Origin of the sequence: Butyrivibrio sp. AD3002, from assembly GCF_000420905.1 — a bacterium.
Lineage (GTDB): Bacteria > Bacillota > Clostridia > Lachnospirales > Lachnospiraceae > Butyrivibrio.
In genome coordinates, this window is record NZ_ATVV01000021.1 from 51,014 (window position 1) to 70,320 (window position 19,307).

16 protein-coding genes and 4 tRNA genes are annotated in these 19,307 nt (G+C 40.9%); 4 read left to right on the forward strand and 16 right to left on the reverse strand.

Features of this window, described 5'->3' with window-relative positions:
• Positions 1 to 107 precede the first annotated feature (107 nt).
• On the forward strand, positions 108 to 1,337 hold the full coding sequence (locus G596_RS0114260) for a transglutaminase domain-containing protein (protein WP_022762509.1): 1,230 nt from the start codon (positions 108 to 110) through the stop codon (positions 1,335 to 1,337).
• A gap of 2 nt (positions 1,338 to 1,339) precedes the next feature.
• Here the strand turns inward: G596_RS0114260 and G596_RS0114265 are convergent, their stop codons facing one another.
• The 6 genes from G596_RS0114265 to G596_RS0114290 all read right to left on the reverse strand — a co-directional run bounded on the left by G596_RS0114265 (position 1,340) and on the right by G596_RS0114290 (position 10,401).
• Complete coding sequence (locus G596_RS0114265; RefSeq protein ID WP_022762510.1) at positions 1,340 to 2,365, reverse strand: helix-turn-helix domain-containing protein; 1,026 nt, start codon at positions 2,363 to 2,365, stop codon at positions 1,340 to 1,342.
• 257 nt (positions 2,366 to 2,622) lie between these two features.
• Entirely contained in the window at positions 2,623 to 4,401 is a 1,779-nt protein-coding gene (locus G596_RS0114270; RefSeq protein WP_196805232.1) for a DNA/RNA helicase domain-containing protein, read from the reverse strand.
• A gap of 200 nt (positions 4,402 to 4,601) precedes the next feature.
• Complete coding sequence (locus tag G596_RS0114275; RefSeq protein ID WP_022762512.1) at positions 4,602 to 5,537, reverse strand: DUF1848 domain-containing protein; 936 nt, start codon at positions 5,535 to 5,537, stop codon at positions 4,602 to 4,604.
• Positions 5,537 to 5,920 carry a hypothetical protein gene (locus G596_RS0114280; RefSeq protein WP_022762513.1) on the reverse strand — a complete coding sequence of 128 codons (384 nt, stop codon included), beginning with the start codon at positions 5,918 to 5,920 and terminating at the stop codon, positions 5,537 to 5,539. Before G596_RS0114280 ends, G596_RS0114275 begins: the two co-directional genes overlap by 1 nt.
• 30 nt (positions 5,921 to 5,950) lie before the next feature.
• Entirely contained in the window at positions 5,951 to 8,992 is a 3,042-nt protein-coding gene (locus G596_RS0114285) for an InlB B-repeat-containing protein (protein ID WP_022762514.1), read from the reverse strand.
• 122 nt (positions 8,993 to 9,114) lie between these two features.
• Positions 9,115 to 10,401 carry an alpha-amylase family glycosyl hydrolase gene (locus G596_RS0114290; protein ID WP_022762515.1) on the reverse strand — a complete coding sequence of 429 codons (1,287 nt, stop codon included), beginning with the start codon at positions 10,399 to 10,401 and terminating at the stop codon, positions 9,115 to 9,117.
• A 158-nt stretch (positions 10,402 to 10,559) separates the two neighbouring features.
• Between G596_RS0114290 and G596_RS0114295 the strand changes: the two genes are divergently transcribed.
• Both G596_RS0114295 and G596_RS0114300 read left to right on the forward strand, forming a co-directional pair.
• Entirely contained in the window at positions 10,560 to 10,784 is a 225-nt protein-coding gene (locus G596_RS0114295; protein WP_022762516.1) for a hypothetical protein, read from the forward strand.
• Positions 10,762 to 11,874: a hypothetical protein gene (locus tag G596_RS0114300; protein WP_022762517.1), complete on the forward strand. Its 1,113-nt coding sequence runs from the start codon at positions 10,762 to 10,764 to the stop codon at positions 11,872 to 11,874. Before G596_RS0114295 ends, G596_RS0114300 begins: the two co-directional genes overlap by 23 nt.
• Before the next feature lie 56 nt (positions 11,875 to 11,930).
• On the opposite strand, the gene G596_RS0114305 is transcribed toward G596_RS0114300, so the two are convergent.
• Both G596_RS0114305 and G596_RS0114310 read right to left on the reverse strand, forming a co-directional pair.
• Entirely contained in the window at positions 11,931 to 12,698 is a 768-nt protein-coding gene (locus tag G596_RS0114305) for a YdcF family protein (protein WP_022762518.1), read from the reverse strand.
• 57 nt (positions 12,699 to 12,755) lie between these two features.
• A complete protein-coding gene (locus G596_RS0114310; protein WP_022762519.1) occupies positions 12,756 to 13,496 on the reverse strand; it encodes a class I SAM-dependent methyltransferase in 741 nt (246 codons plus the stop codon).
• A gap of 217 nt (positions 13,497 to 13,713) precedes the next feature.
• Between G596_RS0114310 and G596_RS0114315 the strand changes: the two genes are divergently transcribed.
• The gene (locus G596_RS0114315; protein ID WP_022762520.1) at positions 13,714 to 14,058 is read left to right on the forward strand and encodes a winged helix-turn-helix transcriptional regulator; all 345 of its coding nucleotides are present in this window, start codon (positions 13,714 to 13,716) and stop codon (positions 14,056 to 14,058) included.
• A 30-nt stretch (positions 14,059 to 14,088) separates the two neighbouring features.
• Here the strand turns inward: G596_RS0114315 and G596_RS0114320 are convergent, their stop codons facing one another.
• From G596_RS0114320 to G596_RS25280, 8 genes are all read right to left on the reverse strand, one after another.
• Positions 14,089 to 15,258, reverse strand: coding sequence for an acyltransferase family protein (locus G596_RS0114320; protein WP_022762521.1), 1,170 nt, complete (start codon positions 15,256 to 15,258; stop codon positions 14,089 to 14,091).
• 49 nt (positions 15,259 to 15,307) lie between these two features.
• Entirely contained in the window at positions 15,308 to 16,102 is a 795-nt protein-coding gene (gene pgeF / locus G596_RS22325) for a peptidoglycan editing factor PgeF (protein ID WP_022762522.1), read from the reverse strand.
• 117 nt (positions 16,103 to 16,219) lie between these two features.
• On the reverse strand, positions 16,220 to 17,602 hold the full coding sequence (locus G596_RS0114330) for a hypothetical protein (protein ID WP_022762523.1): 1,383 nt from the start codon (positions 17,600 to 17,602) through the stop codon (positions 16,220 to 16,222).
• A gap of 260 nt (positions 17,603 to 17,862) precedes the next feature.
• Positions 17,863 to 17,935 (reverse strand) — tRNA-Lys (locus tag G596_RS0114335).
• A gap of 38 nt (positions 17,936 to 17,973) precedes the next feature.
• Positions 17,974 to 18,045: transfer RNA gene (locus tag G596_RS0114340), tRNA-Gln, on the reverse strand.
• An 83-nt stretch (positions 18,046 to 18,128) separates the two neighbouring features.
• A tRNA-His gene (locus G596_RS0114345) sits at positions 18,129 to 18,202 on the reverse strand.
• Positions 18,203 to 18,209: 7 nt separating this feature from the next.
• Positions 18,210 to 18,283: transfer RNA gene (locus G596_RS0114350), tRNA-Arg, on the reverse strand.
• 178 nt (positions 18,284 to 18,461) lie between these two features.
• Positions 18,462 to 19,307: hypothetical protein (locus tag G596_RS25280; protein WP_026671360.1), on the reverse strand; the 846-nt coding region annotated here is incomplete at its 5' end.

The window sequence follows — 19,307 nt, forward strand, 5'->3', positions numbered from 1 at the left end:
AAAAATCACAATAACATATTTATATTATATTTACAATATATTTCTATTTTATAATCGCAACTTGATATACGTTGTCAACTTGGCGTAATCAGGAATAAAATTATCTTATGAAAAATGACAGTTATAATTTCACTAACAACAGCATCAGCCCCAACCACGAAGATAAGAAGAGTCAGAAGCACTCACATCTTCCATTAATTATTCTCGCTCTTTTTCTGGTAATAGGTCTTTGTTTGGGTTATAGGATGATGCAGAGCGACACTTCCGGGATTTTCTCTCTTCCGCCGAACGTTATCTTTTCTCTGAGATCCACAAATGGAAAGACACTAAATTATGATGCCCCCATCGTTCCCGATGAATATGATGATATTTTCGTACTATATCAAAATCTTAGCGACGCAGATAAAAATGTTTACAACCTTTTCATGGATCTTGTCGAGAACAGGTCTGCGGAAGAATATGAAAGTGCAATTGTTTTCTCAAAAGATACGCTGGAGAAGTTTGGAGAAGATCGTCTCCTTTGGGATATCTACTATGCAATGTGTTATGATCACCCGGAATATTTCTTTCTTTTTACGGATACCAGTGCTGTAGATTACAGAACGTTAGAAATGCGAAACCACATAATTTATTTCATTAAAATAGAAGTGGTAGACCCTTCAGAGAATGAACAGATAGCAGCGTTCGAAGAAGCTGCTTCAGACTTTTTAGAAGATATAGATTTAACAGGAACAGATGAAGAAATAGAGCTTGCCATTCATGACAAGCTCATTGATGTTGTTACCTACGATGATCCAATTTTGAATGATACTGATGAGACCTGGGATCTTGGTCACACAGCGTATGGAGCGCTCGTGTGCGATTCTGAGGGGCGTCCAAACCATGCCGTCTGTGGAGGTTACTCGTTTGCTTTTGAATACCTTCTGCACCGGGCAGGAATCCCCTGTGGTTATGTGACCGGCGCCGCGCACTCAATACCATCATCGGAGTACGACACTGACACTCACGCATGGAACGTTGTCCAGATCTCCGGCAAGTGGTACGAAGTAGATTCCACCTGGAATGATATAGCATACGATGTATCGGAAGATCCGCAGTTCTACAATGCACTTCTTTCCGATGATGAAAAAGTTTTTAATGTATGCCATCACTATTACAACCGAACGACTGCCGAGATGCAGAATCTGGAAGCAACTGATGACACACTTTTTTGCATAGAAGGTTACGAGCCCTACAACGCCGTGTATGACACCTCACATATACGAGCAGGTCTGTCAGACCACGAATCGGACCAGTTGGATATATTCCTTAATTCTCTCATTCCGATAGCGGAATGATATCACAGCTGGTATATCCTCTCTCTGAATTCCTTTGCAATGGATTCGTATTCCTCTTTAGAATACTCATTCTGCGTGCTTATCGTTTTCAGATATTCCTCGCAGATTTCGTTTGCTTTCTCCTTCTCTCCGGCCTTGTCGTATGCGATCACGAGGTTGTAATAATACTTCTTCCAGAAGTGTTTCATATCATCAGTCGTATATTCCGGAATCGTCGAATACGCTTCGATGACCTTCCTGCACCACTCAAGATTCCGCAGCGCCTCATCAGTTTTGCCCCAGTACGCATAGTTTTCCAACATGCATTTGAACTGCCTAAGCAGGATAGCGCACAGCATCTTATTGGTCGCCGTAAAATTATCCTTCATCTCATCAAAGCCATGCTCAAAGAACATGAGCTCAGAATATAGCAGTTCCCTGATGCTTGTCATATCAAGACTTGGCAACACATTGATATGCTCTCTGGCATTTTCAAAATCTTTTCTGTGAATATATATCCAGGCCAGCGCACAATGAGCTTTTTCAACGAGTTTCCTACAGTCGGAATATCTGATTATGTTTACACCCTTCTTTATTCCGTCTTCCAGGATATCATTTGCTCTCTCGGGGTTGTCAGACAGCAGTCCCTCCATATCAATGTAATAGCTAAGTCCTGCCACCTGCTGAACATACAATAGATTTATGTCAAAATTCATCGGATTTCTGCTGACTTCACCCGCAAGATACTCCGTCCTTTTCAAAGCGCTTCCCCCGGTATCGGAGATATCGTACATATTCTCAACTTTGTTCTTTACAGTCTCCACAAGGTAATCATCTTTGTCAGCGGCATTATATCCAAGCAGCATATCGGTTGTGACATTGAGTGCCCGTGCAATCGGCACAACCATCGAGATGTCCGGCAGCCCCGCTTCCGACTCCCACCTGCTTACTGCCTGAGGAGTAACTCCGAGCATCCCCGCCAGTTCTTCCTGTGTAAAACCTTTGTTTTTTCTAAAGTTCCTGATATTTGAACCCAAATTGTTTTTCATGTTTTTCCCTTTCCCGATTATTTTCATCAACCGTCCAAACTTGCTGTTTCTCGGAAAATGTCTGCAGAATCATCTTCTGTACTTAGAATACAGAACAGCTCACAACTTATCAAACAATGGATACTTGAGAAAAAATCAATTGCCAGGAATTTCCAGTTCCTTTTTATAAATCTTAAGCCTTTCTTAAAATTTTCCTCAGAAAATCTGAGGGTATTTTTATGCATCCTATTTAGCGAAATAGATTATATCCAGCCTTTTCATATAGTTCTTATATATTGAATCTTTTTGATGTCATGTAAATAATTACGCAAAGCATTATTTTCACAATATATATAGCATGATTTCATAGCTCTGGTTAACATAACGCGATAGGCATTTTTCACGCATTCATCCCCACCCAGATGATTATTCTGAGCATCAAATGGTAAATCATCATCTGCTATATATACAATTGTATGATCTGTTTCTAAACCTCTTATCGAATTAACTCCACTGTATAAATTGCTTCCATCTTCCGAAACATTATTTTGCAAAAAAACATTATCATACCTTACCGGCCATTGTTGAATAATTTGCTCCTCATCAATTTCACTCAATCTTATAACCCTATCTCTGGCAGCATATTCCGGACCAGTCAATATTACATAATTATTGTCATTTACAAGATTTAATAATGAATCTTTATTTCTAACTAATTTAACATCAAAATCCAGATATGTAGCCGTATGAAAAACATCATCTACATTATCTAAAATCCCATCAATAAAACTAAGATACCCATCATCCATGTTGCAGCGAAATTGCGAAGTAAGTCTATAGTCCGCCCTTATTTGCCCCCGGTCAAATATTGAATTCCCTGTTTTTTGATAAGGATCATAAAAATATATTATTAGTGACCTATCTTGAATTCTTTCAAATATCCTTTTGGTCGATGGAAAAATATTATGCCCCTCGTCAAAAATAATGACACGAGCAGGGTTATCTGTTTCTGTATATTGGTTCGCCAAGGTACACACCCCCGGGCAAGTATCGTTATATGCGTTAACCGGTGCTCCTTCAGAAATCAAGTATTCAACACTAAAATCATTTTCTCTGCAATATTTCAAAACCTCAATAGCTACAACGCTTTTACCACTTCCAGCTCTTCCCTCAATATGTAATACACCTGTCTCATTTTCACTAATCCTTCTTTTGATATCATCAAGGCAGGCTTTCTGATCGCAGCGAAGTTTAATATTGTATCCCCCTCTTAGAATTTCACCAATCTTTTCATGTAGTGGCGGTATTTCAAACCCCTTTCTAAATTCTGAAAATATGTCATTCTGTCTTTTATAAATATCAATAAAGAATTCTAAAACCTCACTTCTCTGGTTCTTATAAAAAACCTTCATTTCTCCGTTAGTATTATATCTTTGTTCAATTTCATATCTTATAACATCAATTTCTACATTCTGATCTATTATCTGATTCTGATAATCAAAATTATACATCCATACTACAGGAATTATCCGTATATCGCCTGAAACAATTGCCTGATTATCCAATCTTAGTTGATCACAATATTCCTTAACCTCTTTAGCCGGATTATCTTCATCCCCCCTTCCCCAATATGATATTCCAACATCATTTATATATGTGAGATGATGATTTTGGTTTTGATTATCGTACTCACCTCCCCATCCTTTCATCTCAACAACAACTAACGTTTTCTGGCCATCCTTATCATATCCACCTACAATAACGTCAATTCTCTTATTATATCCGCTTAACCCTTCTTCAGTTTGGCCAGGCATGCGATAGTCCATCATATACTCAAATGATATTCCTATATCATCTCCCAACTCATACATGATGTCCTCAAATAATTCCATTGAAGGAAACCATGTTCTATAATCTGAAACACTAAAATTTCGAATTCTCAGTTGATCGTTAATCTCATTGCGCATCCCATTTATTATTTCCGGAATATTATCACCCTCCAATGAACTGATTTCTTCTCTCATCCTGTTTAAATCATTAAGAAAATCCTGTCTCATTCTTAGATATGTAAACATTATCTTTCTCCAATTTTTTCACAAAGCACAAACAAATCACGCAGACACTTAATTTTCTCACATACAAGATTACATTTCATCATAATTGCAAAAAATGATTATCCATCTTTTAGAAATCGAAAAAGCAGTAGACCAAATCTATGATCTACTGCCTGCAATTTACCTTTATATTCTCTTTTCCATCAAAACATATTAAACAACGACAGCTGCCCGTCAATCCAACTCTTCTGCTCAACAGCATGAACCTCATCTTCCGGTCTGATGTTGCCGATAAGGAGCGGCGAGTCCGGATCGTGATTGGCGTTATTTTTCATAACCGTCTCCACGTCGTAGTTTGCGTAGCAATAGCGGCACATGTGAAGGCAGGTGTTGTACATTCCGATGTCGTTTCCAAGGAAGCATGCGCAGGTATTCCTGGCGTTTTTCACCTTGGGGAAGACCATCGTGTTATGGATCGCCTTTTCATAAATAGGCTGTGTCATGCAGCCACTGCAGTCGGCACCGAATACCTCAAGCTCATTGCCCTCGCTGCAGGGGCGAAGTGTCATACCGTGCTCTCTTGCTATCTTCGCCATGCGTTCGCCCAGATACAAGCGATCCGCTTTTTCAAGTGGCTTTGCCTCCGGGAAATTCTTCTTCACCTTCTGATATATGTCGATGAAGCTTATGACGCAGTTTTCAGTGTAGCCGTCAAGCGCAGCTGCGATCTCCGAGAACTTCGTGAGGTGATAATCTCTCGTATATTTTTCATCCAGGAAAATAGGGTCATATCTCCATCCCATGGAGTCTACTCCCGCAAATTCAGAGAGTCTCTTGAAGGTCTCAATAACCTCGGGAATCTCCGGGACATTTGGCTCAACATCTTTTCCATAACCGGTGATAGTCACATACCAGTACATCCCATAGGGTCTTAGGAGATCAAGATACTTCAGCATCGGCGCGGGATTCTTGGAGCAAAAGCTTATGAGATCCACCACCGACGGATGCAATATGAATTTGGTGACATAAGTCATGTTGTAGGGATTTCGCACGTATACATATCCCTCTTTCAGCCTATTTGCAAACCAGTCTGCATAAAAAGCAGGAATGTCGGTACGCGAGCCTGTCTGAATAATCATTATTGTATCTTCCTAACCAGCATCTGCAAATCATCTTCCCAGTCGCTGTTTTCCAAAAAATAGACTGTTCCCAGGATTCCGGGAACCCTCAGATTCTGCGACGATATGAGAATGATCGGGATGTCTATACCAAACTCTTTCATTTTTGATATAAAGACCTCTCCGGAGGGAGCATCTCCCGAGCCTGGTCTTTCCGGGTAGTACATATCGGTGACCGCAATGTCGTAAGGCTTTCCACTCTCGATTGCTTCCCGGATTTTCTCTATTCCGTCCTCAAGATTGGTTACCCAGTCGATATCGTCTTCCTTAATGCGAACCTTTTCGAGCTCGTTGCAAATTTTTCTGTGCTTAATCGGTTTGTCTTCCAGGTTGATTACTCTCATCTTTCCCCTCATTTCAAATGTTATCAACCATTAACCCTTTTTGAATTTGAACTTTGCTTTTTTAGCACCGGCTTTCTTCAGTTTCTTAACAAGCTTATTGTACGTCTTTTTATCCTTACAAACCACCGTGATTCTGGCGCCTTTTTTGATTCCCCTAAAGCTTCCTGAACCAATGGATTTTAGGTTATTACCCCTTATTGTTATTTTTCCAAGGTTCTTGCACCCACTAAATGCACCGGATCCAATCTTTTGAATATTTCTTCCAACAACAAGACTCTTAAGCTTTGTTCGATTTCTAAATGCATTACTTCTGATTTCGGTAACTGTATAGTTCTTACCCTTATGTGAAATCGTATCACTTATTACTACAGATGTCGCGTCACTATCTTCAGAAACCGCAGTAACATTTTCTGAGCCTGTTATTTCGTAGTTACAATTGTTGGATGATATGAGATTATCATTTTCGTTATTATCGAAAATAATTAGCTGGTCATTTCCCATATCTTCTTCGGAAGAATTATTTGCATAAGGATTATCATAATTCTCTTCATGAGAATTGTTTATATAAGAATTTTCAAAATCTTCTTCCTGATAATAGTCTGCATTTTCATTTTCCGAATTATTGGAATACGTGTTGTTTTGCTCTTCCTCTGAACTTTCGTACCCGCTGTATGGCTCCTGCCAAACAGCATAGTATGTCATATTTTGTGTTGTATAAACATACCTATTGCCAGCAAGGCCATTCGGCTTTTCTGCCCATCCGGAAAATTCATAGCCTTCTCTTACAGGTACTTCGTAATCTCTTTCAGACAGCGAGTTATAAACAGGATATATCCCGGTAATAGTGGTCTCACCATTTGAGAACGATCCGCCGTTAGCATCAAATGTAATTTCAAATCCTACTTCGAGCCACTTGGCATAAAATTCTTGACTACCGGTGGCAATACTGTCACTGGGAATAACATTGTTATAATAATCTGCCCATCCGGCAAACTCAAATCCCTGACAAACAGGCGTAGGCACAGAAGAAAAATCTATCGTCTCTCCGTAATTTACAGATAGCCTATAGGTACTTGTTCCATCCGGGAACCGTCCGGAACCTGTATAAAAATACATAGTAAACGCCTGAACTTTCCAGCGTGCATATAATGTATGCTCGGTTTTCACAGAGACCGTTGAAGAACTTGTTACTCTTTCTCCACCTGTCCTGTCTGTATACCAACCTTCAAAGTTATAGCCATCCCTGTAACATCCGGATAATGTGTAGCCGTATTTTTCTCCATAATATAATGTATTCTCTCTTTTTATACCATCGTAGTTATAATCAAGAGTTACCTTTACCTGCCTTATGGAAGCATTAAAGTTACAGGTCGCCTTACATTTTCCATCATCAGACTTAACTTCTACTGTAGAATAGCCACTATTATTTATGGTATATCTCGCTTTTCCTTCGCCTAAATCCTCAATGCTCACAACGTCGCTGTCCGACGTAGTCCATATCAGACTATTCTTTGAAGGATCCTCTGACTCAAAAGTGCAGGTCAATATACCCTGATCGCCAACATATCCTTTTACTGAATTTGCAGATAACTGAAGTGACTTTACCGGATATTTTCCTGATTCATCAGATACAGCAACCTCAATACTTGAGCTGTTCTTACCATCGGGTGTCCTTACTGTTATCGTTGCATATCCCGGCACTAATGCTGTATAATTTCCGCTTTGGTCCACAGTAATAACTTCATCATCGGAGCTTTCATAGAAAAGAGTTTTATCTGTTGCATTTGAAGGTATTATCTGTACATCAAGCGTTCCTGTCGTTCCCTTTGATACCTTCAATTTATCTGATAAAAAGTTTACTCCCGTTACAGGAACATTGCTGACTTCGGTACCCTCGCCGCCAACTATTTTCTTAACATTTTCATATGAGTACTTTGTAGCTGTCGCCTCCGGATAATTTTCCGATTCTGAAGTCCTGATATGCGTGTTATCTATTACGGTTCTGTAACCACCTGCTGAGATTGTTTTTTTATAAGCAGTTATCTGCACTGTTGTAAGATGATAATAAGCATGTGATCTTTCTCTTACAAATTCCTCAGGACGCGATGATTCAGGTTCATAATCATCCCAGGTCGGATCGGTTTCATACCAGGAGCCGTCGATTTTCACAATATTCCAGGCATGTAAACCTCCTGCATTTCCTATTACAACCATTGAGTCAACATCTATCCCTTCAAGGAGATAGACAAGCCCCATAGCGTAACCTTCACAGACAGAAGTTCCCTTTACCAGCGCTCCATACGCAGTCTGCCCGATATCATAATGATTGTCCGTATTAGCACATTCATAATCATATGTATTAATGTCTATGAGTTTATCGTGAACTGCCAGCTCTTTTCCAATAATTCCGGCAGCATTTTGTACAGAGCTATCGGAAAGGATATTTCTCCTTTTTGCCTGAAGCTCAGCAGTCATCTGATTAAATTTTGCCTGATCATAAGAAGGTACTTCTGACTTAAGATAAACATAGTGGTTATACAGCTTTGTAGAAGACCCATATGATGTGATCTGCCAATAGAAATGAATACTGCATAGCTGCAACTGAACCAGATCGCAGTGATCATATTTGGCCGCATATACTGCCCTATGATATTGAAGTGTTGTATAACTAAACTTGCTTGATGAGTTCAGAACCAGCGGTATTACATATTCACTATCTATCGATATGTTCTCTGTCTCATATGGAGCAACATGATCACAGGCTGCAATAAGTGCTCTGTATAGTTTTTTCTCTGTGTCATCAAGGTATGTATAGTGAAGTCCGGTCTTTACTCCGCTATTGAGATTAGGCATGTTACGCGGTCTAATCCCCAGTGCGCCTTTATCAACGGTTTCAAGCTGTTTTACCTCAGGCTCAGGAAGCTCCGGAATATCATTGGTCGGAAAATTTGCAGAAATATTCGTTTCGGCTTTTGCTTCTATTTTATAATCGTTTATGGGTAAAAAAAGTGATGCAGCACATACTGCTGCTGCGAGAATAATCGATTTCCTTTTGAATGTATTTATATTCATCTAATATAAACCCCTCGTGGCATAATCACACTTAACGCACCGTGCATCATTTTACATCTTTTATATGATTGCGTCAATAAAAAGAATATGCCACAAGCGGTTTTATAAGAAAAATCAAATAATCATTTTAATATTATCATCGGCTCTCCGTAGCACTGCAGTCCGCCGCGGAATACTTCCACATCGCTGCCGTCTATGAGGTTCTTGTAAATCCCGTCTGGAAGCGGCACGCGGACGTTTGAGGTCTGTGCCTTAAGTGCGAACACACCTACAGCCTTCTTCTCACCATGTGTGAGGGTTGCAACTACTGTATCATTCTCGGATGCTTTGCACTCAAATATTCCATCTGCGAAAATCGCGTCCTTTTTAATAAAGCTGAGCGTGCGTATGAAATCAGTCATATCTATGCCGTCTTCAGGTCTAAGTGAAATCGTATCCTTATCAAAGAGGCTTGGCAGGTGGGATGCTCCAAACTCCTGGCCCGCGTAGATGAACGGGATTCCCTTCTGGAAGAACAGGAACGCCGTGAAATTCCTGAGCGCCTTTTCATCCGGAATCAGGAAATGCGCTCTGGTCTGATCGTGGTTTTCAAGGAAATGGAGCTTAATATAATTCGCGGGATAGATGACCTCCTGGCGATTAAGTCCCTCAAGATAATCCTTCAGCTCCTTCTCACCGCATAAGTATCCTGCAAGACTTGGATATACGTCGTAGTCATAGCTGAGATCGAAGGCTCTGAAAATCTCACCGTCGCTGAGCGCAGTTATGCCGCAGCCCCTGAGATAAGTCAAAAAGGAATATTCCACCGACTCAGCAAGCCAGATGCAGTCGGGGCAGACCTGTGCCACCTCTTTTCTTGCTCTCTCCCAGAATTCTATCGGAACCATCGGCGCCACGTCGCAGCGGAAACCGTCAACGATTTTCGCCCAGTACATCAGCGTCTCTATCTGGTAATCCCAGAGCTGCTCATTGGTGTAGTCGAGATCTATGATGTCGCTCCAGTCGCCCACATGATTGCCAAAGGAGCCGTCCTCTTTATGGAAAAACCACTCCGGATGGTCTTTTGCCAGAACAGAATCAGGTGACGTGTGATTATAGACGACATCGATGATACACTTCATTCCCTTCTTATGGATAGCACCCACGAGGTTCTTAAAATCCTCCAGCGTTCCGAACTCCGGATTCACCGCGCGGTAATCGCTGATCGCATAGGGCGAGCCGAGCGAGCCCTTCCTCGCCTTTTCTCCGATGGGATGAATCGGCATCAGGTAAATTATGTCTGTGCCAAGCGACTTGATACGGTCAAGATCCGCTTCCACCTGTGCAAAGGTTCCCTCCTTGCTGTAATTACGAACAAAAATCTGATAAAGCACTGAATTTCTGAGACTTTTTGAAGTATTTGAAGCCATTATGTATCCCCCTGTTCTTTCCATTCAGCTACGCATTCAAAGCGTCTAAGCTGAACTCACATATATCGAATTCACATAAATCAATTATACAAGATTCATCTGCCAAATGTGTTATTATTACTATATTAAAATGTATTGTTTTGTTGGGGGAGTTTTCAATGAAGATCAAGACCAAATCCAAGAGCTACGCGGAGGTCTCCGCTCTTAATCCATACAAGAACAAGAAGCCCTGCAGGCAGACTGCCTTCTGGAAGTTTCTTATGAAAACCGTATCCAAAAAGGATCTCGAGGATTGCCGTTTTTTCCTATACTTCAGAGGGCATGGAGAAACTCGGAAAGAACGAGCCCTGCCTGATTCTGATGAACCATTCATCGAGTACTGACCTTGAGATTGCAGCGACGATTTTCGCAGACAGGCCGTTCCATATCGTAACGACGCTGGACGGCTTTGTGAGAAAAGAGTGGCTTCTTAGGCGTCTGGGATGCATACCTGCCCGCAAGTTTATCACGGATCTTCCGCTGGTGAAGGATATGATGTACTGCTTCAAAGATCTGAAGGAGTCTGTCCTCATGTACCCTGAGGCTAGCTACAGCTTCGACGGCACAGCAACAGGCCTTCCTTCGAGCATCGGCAAAAGTCTGAAGCTCTTCAAGGTGCCTGTTATCATGGTTACAACCACCGGCGCTTTTCATCGTGATCCGCTCTATAACGGGCTGCAAAAGCGCGATGTGACGGTCACCGCCAAAGTGAAGTATCTGCTCTCACCTTCTGAAATTGAGAGCATGAGTGCCGGCGAATTGGGCGACATTATAAAAAAAGAGTTTTCCTTCGACCACTGGCGCTGGCAGCGTGAAAATGGGATCAAAATCACAGAGCCTTTCAGGGCCGACGGTCTTGAAAGAGTCCTTTTCAGATGCCCTGTTTGCGGAAAAGAGCGCGTTCTGAAAGGAAGCGGTATCACGCTTGTCTGCAGCTCATGCCATACAAACTGGGAGCTTGCGGAAAGCGGCGAGCTTGAATGCCAAACTCTGGGCGTATCTATGCCACAGGGAGGCTACGATTTTTCATATGTATCAGACTGGTACAGGTGGGAACGTGATTGCATAAAAAAGGAAGTCACAGATGGCAGATACTATCTGGACATTCCCGTAGACATCATTGTTGTGAAAGATACTCATGCTGCTTACCGCGTCGGAGAGGGACGTCTTATACATAACAAGAACGGCTTCTCCCTCACAGGCTGCGGCGGAGAGCTTGACTATCAGCAATCTGCAAAGATTTCCTATTCGCTCTATGCAGACTATTACTGGTACGAAATCGGTGACATAATCAGCATCGGCAACATGAACGAGCAGTACTACTGCTTCCCCAAGGATAAGAGCATCAATGTGGCCAAGGTGCGCCTCGCCGCAGAAGAAATATATAAATTGAACATTCCTCAGAATGTGAAGTCAGCGAGTGCGGCGATTTAATCGCAAATGGCATGTCGGCGAGTTCTGCGATAACCATTGTCGTAATATCGTTGTTTTTAGAACATGATTCTAAAATCTCTTATTATCCCGAAGCACTCTCTGACCATGTTGTTGGGGAGATACCACGGTCTCGTGTATGCCGCGATTCCGCATATCTCCTCATCACACATTGATTTTGCAAGTTGTACACCTCTGAAAACATGGAAGTTGTTCGTAACTATCCCGATTTTCAGATCTTTTTCCAAAGCCTCATCTCCGATCATTTCCAGTGAGTAGGCTATGTTCTCTGTTGTATCAACAGCCTTTGTTTCAGCGATAACCCGGTTCTCCGGGATTCCCAGCGATATCAGGTAGTCCCTTCCGCCTTCGCCCTCACTTACAGGCTCATTCGCAGCCTGCGCTCCCGAGACAATACATATCGTATTCGGATTTTTCTCAAGATAATCACGCGCAGCATCGAGTCTGTATTTGAAAATGATGCTGGGTCCAAAGTCCCTCATCTGAGCCCCGAGGACGATGATGTAATCAAGATTCTCTTCGCCCTTGTCGTTAAAATGGCTTAGTATCATGCCCTCGCAGATAATAAAAACCACGGCTCCTATAGCAACTAATGAAGTCATTATAATCCGTAGCGCTTTGGGGATTTTGTTCCACCGCTCTTTTCCTGATAAAAACCATAGCAGTGCAAAAAATGCTGCGCCTGCAAGCCATATTACAAAAGAAAAAGTCCCGCTTGCTACCAGATAAATGCTCACGGAATATATGAGACAAATTGCTGTCAAAGTAAGGAAAATAATTCTGATAAAAGTGTTCTTCTTAGTCATAGTTTTTTATGTAAGTCTTTCATGTTTAGTAAATTAAAAATGTGCAAACCAAAGTGCTCACTTGCACGCTTTCACAAATAGGAAATCAGGCTTGTGATAAAGGTCATAGTACTCGGGATATTTCTGTACGATCTCCTCCGTCGCATGTGGTTCCTCTATCCTGAGGATCTTAAATCCGGCGTCCGCAAGCGTATTTATTGTAGTTGAAAACATCCTGTGATATCTCTGGATTCCTTCGACAAACCAGGTCGATTCATATCTTTTTTCCACGCAATAATTCGCTATATTTGCATAGATCTTCGTCCCATTTTCATCGCAGGTCCATCTGTCAAACTCTCCTGAAAAGCATGTGTTAATCGGATGCTCCTGTGAAAAGAGAAAGATTCCCCCATCACTTAAAAGCCTGTAAACATTCGCTACAACTCCCTGGAAATCCTCAACATAATGAAGTGCCAGCGAACTTATCACAACGTCGAATTCCCCGTCGATTGTTCCGATATCTTCCATCGGCATTTTTATATAAGTAATCCTGGGATCGCTGTTTTGGCTCTTCGCCACGGCAAGCATTTTTTCAGATATATCAATGCCCGTAACCTTCACCGCTCCGCGATTTAGATAGTCGATGCAGCGCTCACCGGTTCCGCATCCAAGATCCAGAACTCTTTTTCCTTCCAGATCCGGCATAAGCGCATAAAGCGTAGGGATTTCAAAAAGGTTGTTGGCGTTCGCCTCGCGCTCTCGAAGTTTACTGTACTCATTGAAGAATGTTTCGTTGTCGTAGATATTTTGTTTTGCCATTTACACCTCCGTGCTTAGAACCGTATAGAGTAGAAGGCGGTTTCCCACTCATTACAGTCTATCACAATTATAAACAGAATACCCGGATACACTGATTTGAGCCCATTCTACACTTAATTATTCACTTGTTTTTCTAAAGTGATGAATGTATTATATGTGGTATAGTTTTTGTATCAAGTATATAGTTTGAATTTGATTGAATAAAGGAATAAATATCATGAGAAAAAAAGAAAACAAAGAGCTCTTATGTGAAGATATAGCAGGAAAAGGTTGTGGCCTAAAAAAGGTTATCGATACCGTTGGCGGCAAGTGGAAGATCATGATCCTCTGCGTCATCGATAAAAACGAGGTTGTCAGATACGGAGAATTAAATCGTTCTATCCACGGAATCACTAACACAATGCTGGCCAATTCCCTAAAGGAGCTTGAGGCGGACGGCCTCGTTGAGAGAAAGCAATATGATGAGATGCCAGTTCGGGTTGAGTACAACCTCACCCCAAAAACAAAAAGCCTCATCCCCATCCTTCTTGACCTGAAGAAATGGGGAGAGGAGAATTTGTAGTTTGGAATGGTTACCGCTACTAAACGGTGCTTAATACAATTGATATATATGATAAGCATAAAATGATAAAGCAGCAGATGCCAGCCAGATTACAAAAAATGCGATAATTTGCACCGTCTTATTCATTTTTCCCGGTGAGAAATGGATTATCTTGTTATTAATCTCGATAACAAGATAACATACCGCAATTACTATTATTCCGATGACAAAATGCACCAAAGAAGCAGGCAGCAGACTCCCCCTGGTTGCGATAAGCAGTATACCCCATACGTATAATATGATGTCACTGATGCAATAGTAAGCGTTTATATGCTTAGATAGATGGAAAACGATAGTCGGTACTTTTATTTTTTGTAAAGTCACCAGCTTGTACATGGCAGCAAAAGTAATCAGAGTATCCAGACATACAGCCAATGCGTCTGTAGCTAATACAGGTTCATCTTCCGGAACGTACTTTGGCATAAACGGAAATGGGACTGTAAACCGAAGCGCAAAGTAAACTACTACAATTGGGATACAAATGAATAATACACGTTTTGACAGAATTGTTTTATCAATAATACGTCTATAATATCCACCTACCAGATAGCCAAAGGCAACGAATACAAAATGTGTACACAGCGGAAATAGAGCGTTATCAGTCAAAAAAAATAAGTTAATGAGCTTGTTTATCCAAAAATCTTTAGGAGTCCCGATTATTGAATAAAATGGTACCATGAGAAAGTTGAGTATAATTCCTATTAAAAAAATCACTCCATCGCCAAGCTTTAACGTTTTGAGCAGAGCCATTAAGATAAATGCAAGACCGGCAAAAGTGATGATGTCACTATCTATTACCCCCAACATGTATGGGATGAAGTTCTGATTTCCTGTTGCCTTATAAGCTATCAGCCCCGGAATACCTGCACGTAGAAGATTCAAAACCTGACCGATCGTAAGCAATAAAATACCACGATAAAGATTACTTGAGGCATCCTGTTTTTGGGAGTAGCGCATACCGATTCCCATGCATATCATGAATGTGCCTGCCCCCAAAAAGCCTGCACCATACCCAAGCAATCCGGTTATAATACCATGATAACCTCCTGAACTCGCCATATATGCATGAATTAAAATCATTAAAACAATACAAATAGCCTTCGAAATGTCAATTTCAGGTTGTCTGCCAGGATTTACTGTTTTATCTGAGAAATATTTCAATCTTATCCCTCCTTACCAAGTACAGCCTTTTTCCTTCCTAAAAAGACCTTTATCTTTTCATTATTATAGCAGCCTGACTTCCGCGGTTACCGCCGGTATATCTGTGAGACCAGTATTTATGCGGCATACACATGGTACAGTCTTCGATGATATCAATATTTTTTTCGGACAGGCCGGTATTAAGCATGCTTCTCTTTACTACACCTTTCAGGTCAAGCATAAATTTCCCGTTATCTTTTCGGTTATATAGATCAGCGGCATCGCCTTCCAGCAAGCTGTTTACTTCCTCAATAACTTCCTCTCCAACTTCGAAACAGCATCTGCCTATAGCAGGACCTATGCATGCCTTGATATGGTCCTTCGTGGCACCAAGGCTTAACATTTTGTTAACGGCTTCTCTCTCGATGTCCTGTACAGTACTGCGCCATCCGCTGTGTACCGCAGCAACGACACCTGCCTCCTCATCTGCCATCAAGAGTGGAATGCAGTCCGCGATAAAAATAACCAACGGTACACCTGACCCGGCAGTTACATACCCGTCAGCCTGAAAAAGCTCATCATAGCCGTAGGGCTTTCTCGCATGCTCTTTTCCTACTATCATCACGTTATTCCCATGCACCTGCTGCCCGCAGACGAACTCCTCAGCTTCTATGCCACAGGATTTCAGAAATCTATGATAATTCTCTTTAACATTCTCAGGATCATCACCCCTGTTCATGCCCAGATTGAGTGATTCAAATATCCCTTCACTCACCCCTCCGGTTCTTGTTGAAAAACCGTGAGGATATGATATTATTGATGATTTTATTGTATTTATCTCTGACATATTATTTCCCCAATTCATGTAAGCCCCCTCAATATATCAAAAATACAATATTGGTTCAAAGGAAATGATCACTATAGGACCTGATCAGATGATTCATCTTAAATCTTTCGAGTACGTTCATTTAAACGCCTTTCTTTAAAATCCTTTATATCTATATATTTTGTAATCACCTGTAAAAGTAAATTTACTAACTGCTGCGCTTCTAGCCCTACTGTATATATCAGAATAAGAACCCGAAATAATATTCCCGGTAGAATCTGCATAATACTGTGTAATAACATCGTTTCCCAGCCAAAGTATTATATGATCATGTATCCTTATTTCTTTACCATTTATTTTTTGTAGGTTACTTTCATCTAACTTGTCTAAAGTTTCATTCAACTTTTCTTTGTATTCATCAGACTCTTTTTTCCAAGTCTCATAGTAAGAATAATCCGGAACATCATCCGTAAGCCTCAGCCAATAGTCAGACCATGCCCTATCTTCTGTGTCATCTATCGTACCATCACCATTTTGATCGGGATTAAACACATTATTGTATCCACCTTTAGGAGTAGCCAACTTACTAGTGCCTTCATTTTCTCTTAATTCTTCTTCATTGAACTCATGGAAAGAACCATCATGATCAAACCGTCCATCAGGAGTTTCATAGCCACACCAGTTTCCATCAGGATCATAATAACCAAATTCCTCGGTCCCAAATTCGTAGTAATTGCCTTCTTCATCATAATAACCATCACCATCAGCACCAAAGTCTAATGTTTCATCTAATACCTGTTTGGCATTACCATTATCCAAGTTCTCAAGTTCATTTACAAGCTTCTCTAAATCAAAGTCCGGGTCTGATAATATACCTTTTATATAATCCGATTTATGAGAACGTCTATCGATGAATATAACATCACCTTCCCGCATTTCAGATTCACCAAGCCTGCCCATGCATTCCCAATCATCCGGTTTATTTTCAAAATAATTTACAAGACCAGTAACTGACGCACTGGAATAATCATCCATATACCCTGCAGCGTTTAGAATAGCAGATACAGTTGTGGCACAAGACCTATAATAGTTGGAACTATCAGGCGCATAAGTATCCACCGCATAAATGTACGTATCTGTACCATCATTACCAATACTATCTTTTATATGTTCATAAGCCAATAATATGGCGCTGTATTCAATATTACCTTTGCACAAATATGGATATAACTTAGAAACTTTATCTATATCCAAGTTGGAAATATCCTTTATCTCTATTGAGATTAAGTTTTTATTAGACAAAACATAATCTAAGCCTTTATCTGTCAGAGCATTTACATTGATATGTCTTGCGTACTTCAATTCCTCTGAATCACTACCATTTATCCTGTAATCTCTAAATACATTTAATTTTGTTTGATCTTTATTTTCTTCTCCTATTATAAAATTCTCTATTGTAAAATAAGCACAAACATTGAAAGTATTCTGTGAAAAGAGTGCAAGCAATACCACTAAAGCAATAAACTTTCTAAATTTCATTGCATTACCTCCAAAGTATACTGGATTTTTATATTAGCCTTTGTTCCGAATTCATATTTCCAATATATATTTTATCGGCATAAACACCATTTTTTTTAATCACGGGTGCGTTTGATCCAGATGCTTTTTCTACGCAGCAGACATCTTTATTGGTTCTGCATACAGATGTTCCATAGATTGCTGTACTTTGATGATGTCAGACCTTTTTCATATACAAAAATACAAAAAAGCGCTCAACCATAATAGTTAAGCGCTTCTAATGAGACACGTGGGAATCGAACCCACGACAACTTGATTAAAAGTCAAGTGCTCTACCAACTGAGCTAGTATCTCATATATATAAACTGCAAAAGCAGTGATATATCAAAAAACTGGGCTAGCGGGATTCGAACCCACGAGTGCAGCAGTCAAAGTGCTGTGCCTTACCGCTTGGCGATAGCCCATCATACACAGCAGATGTGCCTTACTAAAATAATAACTCAGATTAAATATTTAATCTAGAAGTTATCGCCCTAAAAATTAAAAGGGTGGCTAGAGGGACTCGAACCCTCGGTCTCCAGAACCACAATCTGGCGCGTTAACCAACTACGCTATAGCCACCACAAAATGTGCCCGAAGGGATTCGAACCCCCGACCCACGGCTTAGAAGGCCGTTGCTCTATCCAGCTGAGCTACGGACACATATATCGCAACCACGCGGCGACATCTATAAAGTATAAAGTAGAGTCCAATCAATGTCAATATGAAAAATGCATTTTTTCTAATTAATTGTTTTTATTTTATATTTCATAGATGAAAGCCGCATAAATTGTGAATTCTTCCGATATTGTAAGGCAACCGTTTTTCCTAATGACCGTACTTAATTGTATCTGCTAACGGTTCTGCCACCTTTGGAACGGGTTATTTTGTAGCTTATACCTTTGCTGATGGAATCCTTGATGAATGAATCCAGCACGTCTTTGTAGCTGCAATTTCCATCTTTCTCATAATGAGATATGAGTGAAAGGAATTCATCATCTTCGTACTCGATGCAAAGTACGTCGTCATCTTCCATTTTTATAAGTATGATTTCAACGCTGCCATCGGATGTGATCTCTGTGAACTCGAAATCTTCTTCCTTGAGGAAGTCCTTGATGTCGCCGGCTGTTCCAACCATTGATTCTGTCGCCTGGTCCATGTCATCCATGATTTCGGGAACAAAATCTTCTGCCTGCTCGGGCTCTTCTTCAAGTGCTCTGTCTTCCTCAGTTTGCAGCATCTCCTCTTCAGGAATAATAATCTCAGGTATATCAAGGTCAAGCTCCGGCAAATCGATCTGAAGTTCTTCTTCAGTTCCTTCCGACGCTGCCTCTTCACTCATGCTTTCATCAACAATTGGCTCGCTAAGCCTTGCAAGTTCCTCTTCAGGAGAAAGTTCTGGCGCTTCCTCTGCCGGCTCCTCAGCAGAGCCTTCTATATCCATCAGAGATATGTCGGAATCCATAGCTTCGGGAGTTTCCTCTGCTACAGGAATCTCCTCTGCAGGGGGCTCTTCCGCTACAGGTATCTCTATATCGGCAGGTATCTCTATATCTACAGGCATTTCTATATCTACTGCGGGAATCTCTGCTTCTGCTGGTACTTCCTCTGCTACAGGGATCTCAATTTCTGGTGCAGGGGCTTCCTCAGCCGCAGGAATTTCTATATCTGCAGGTATTTCTATATC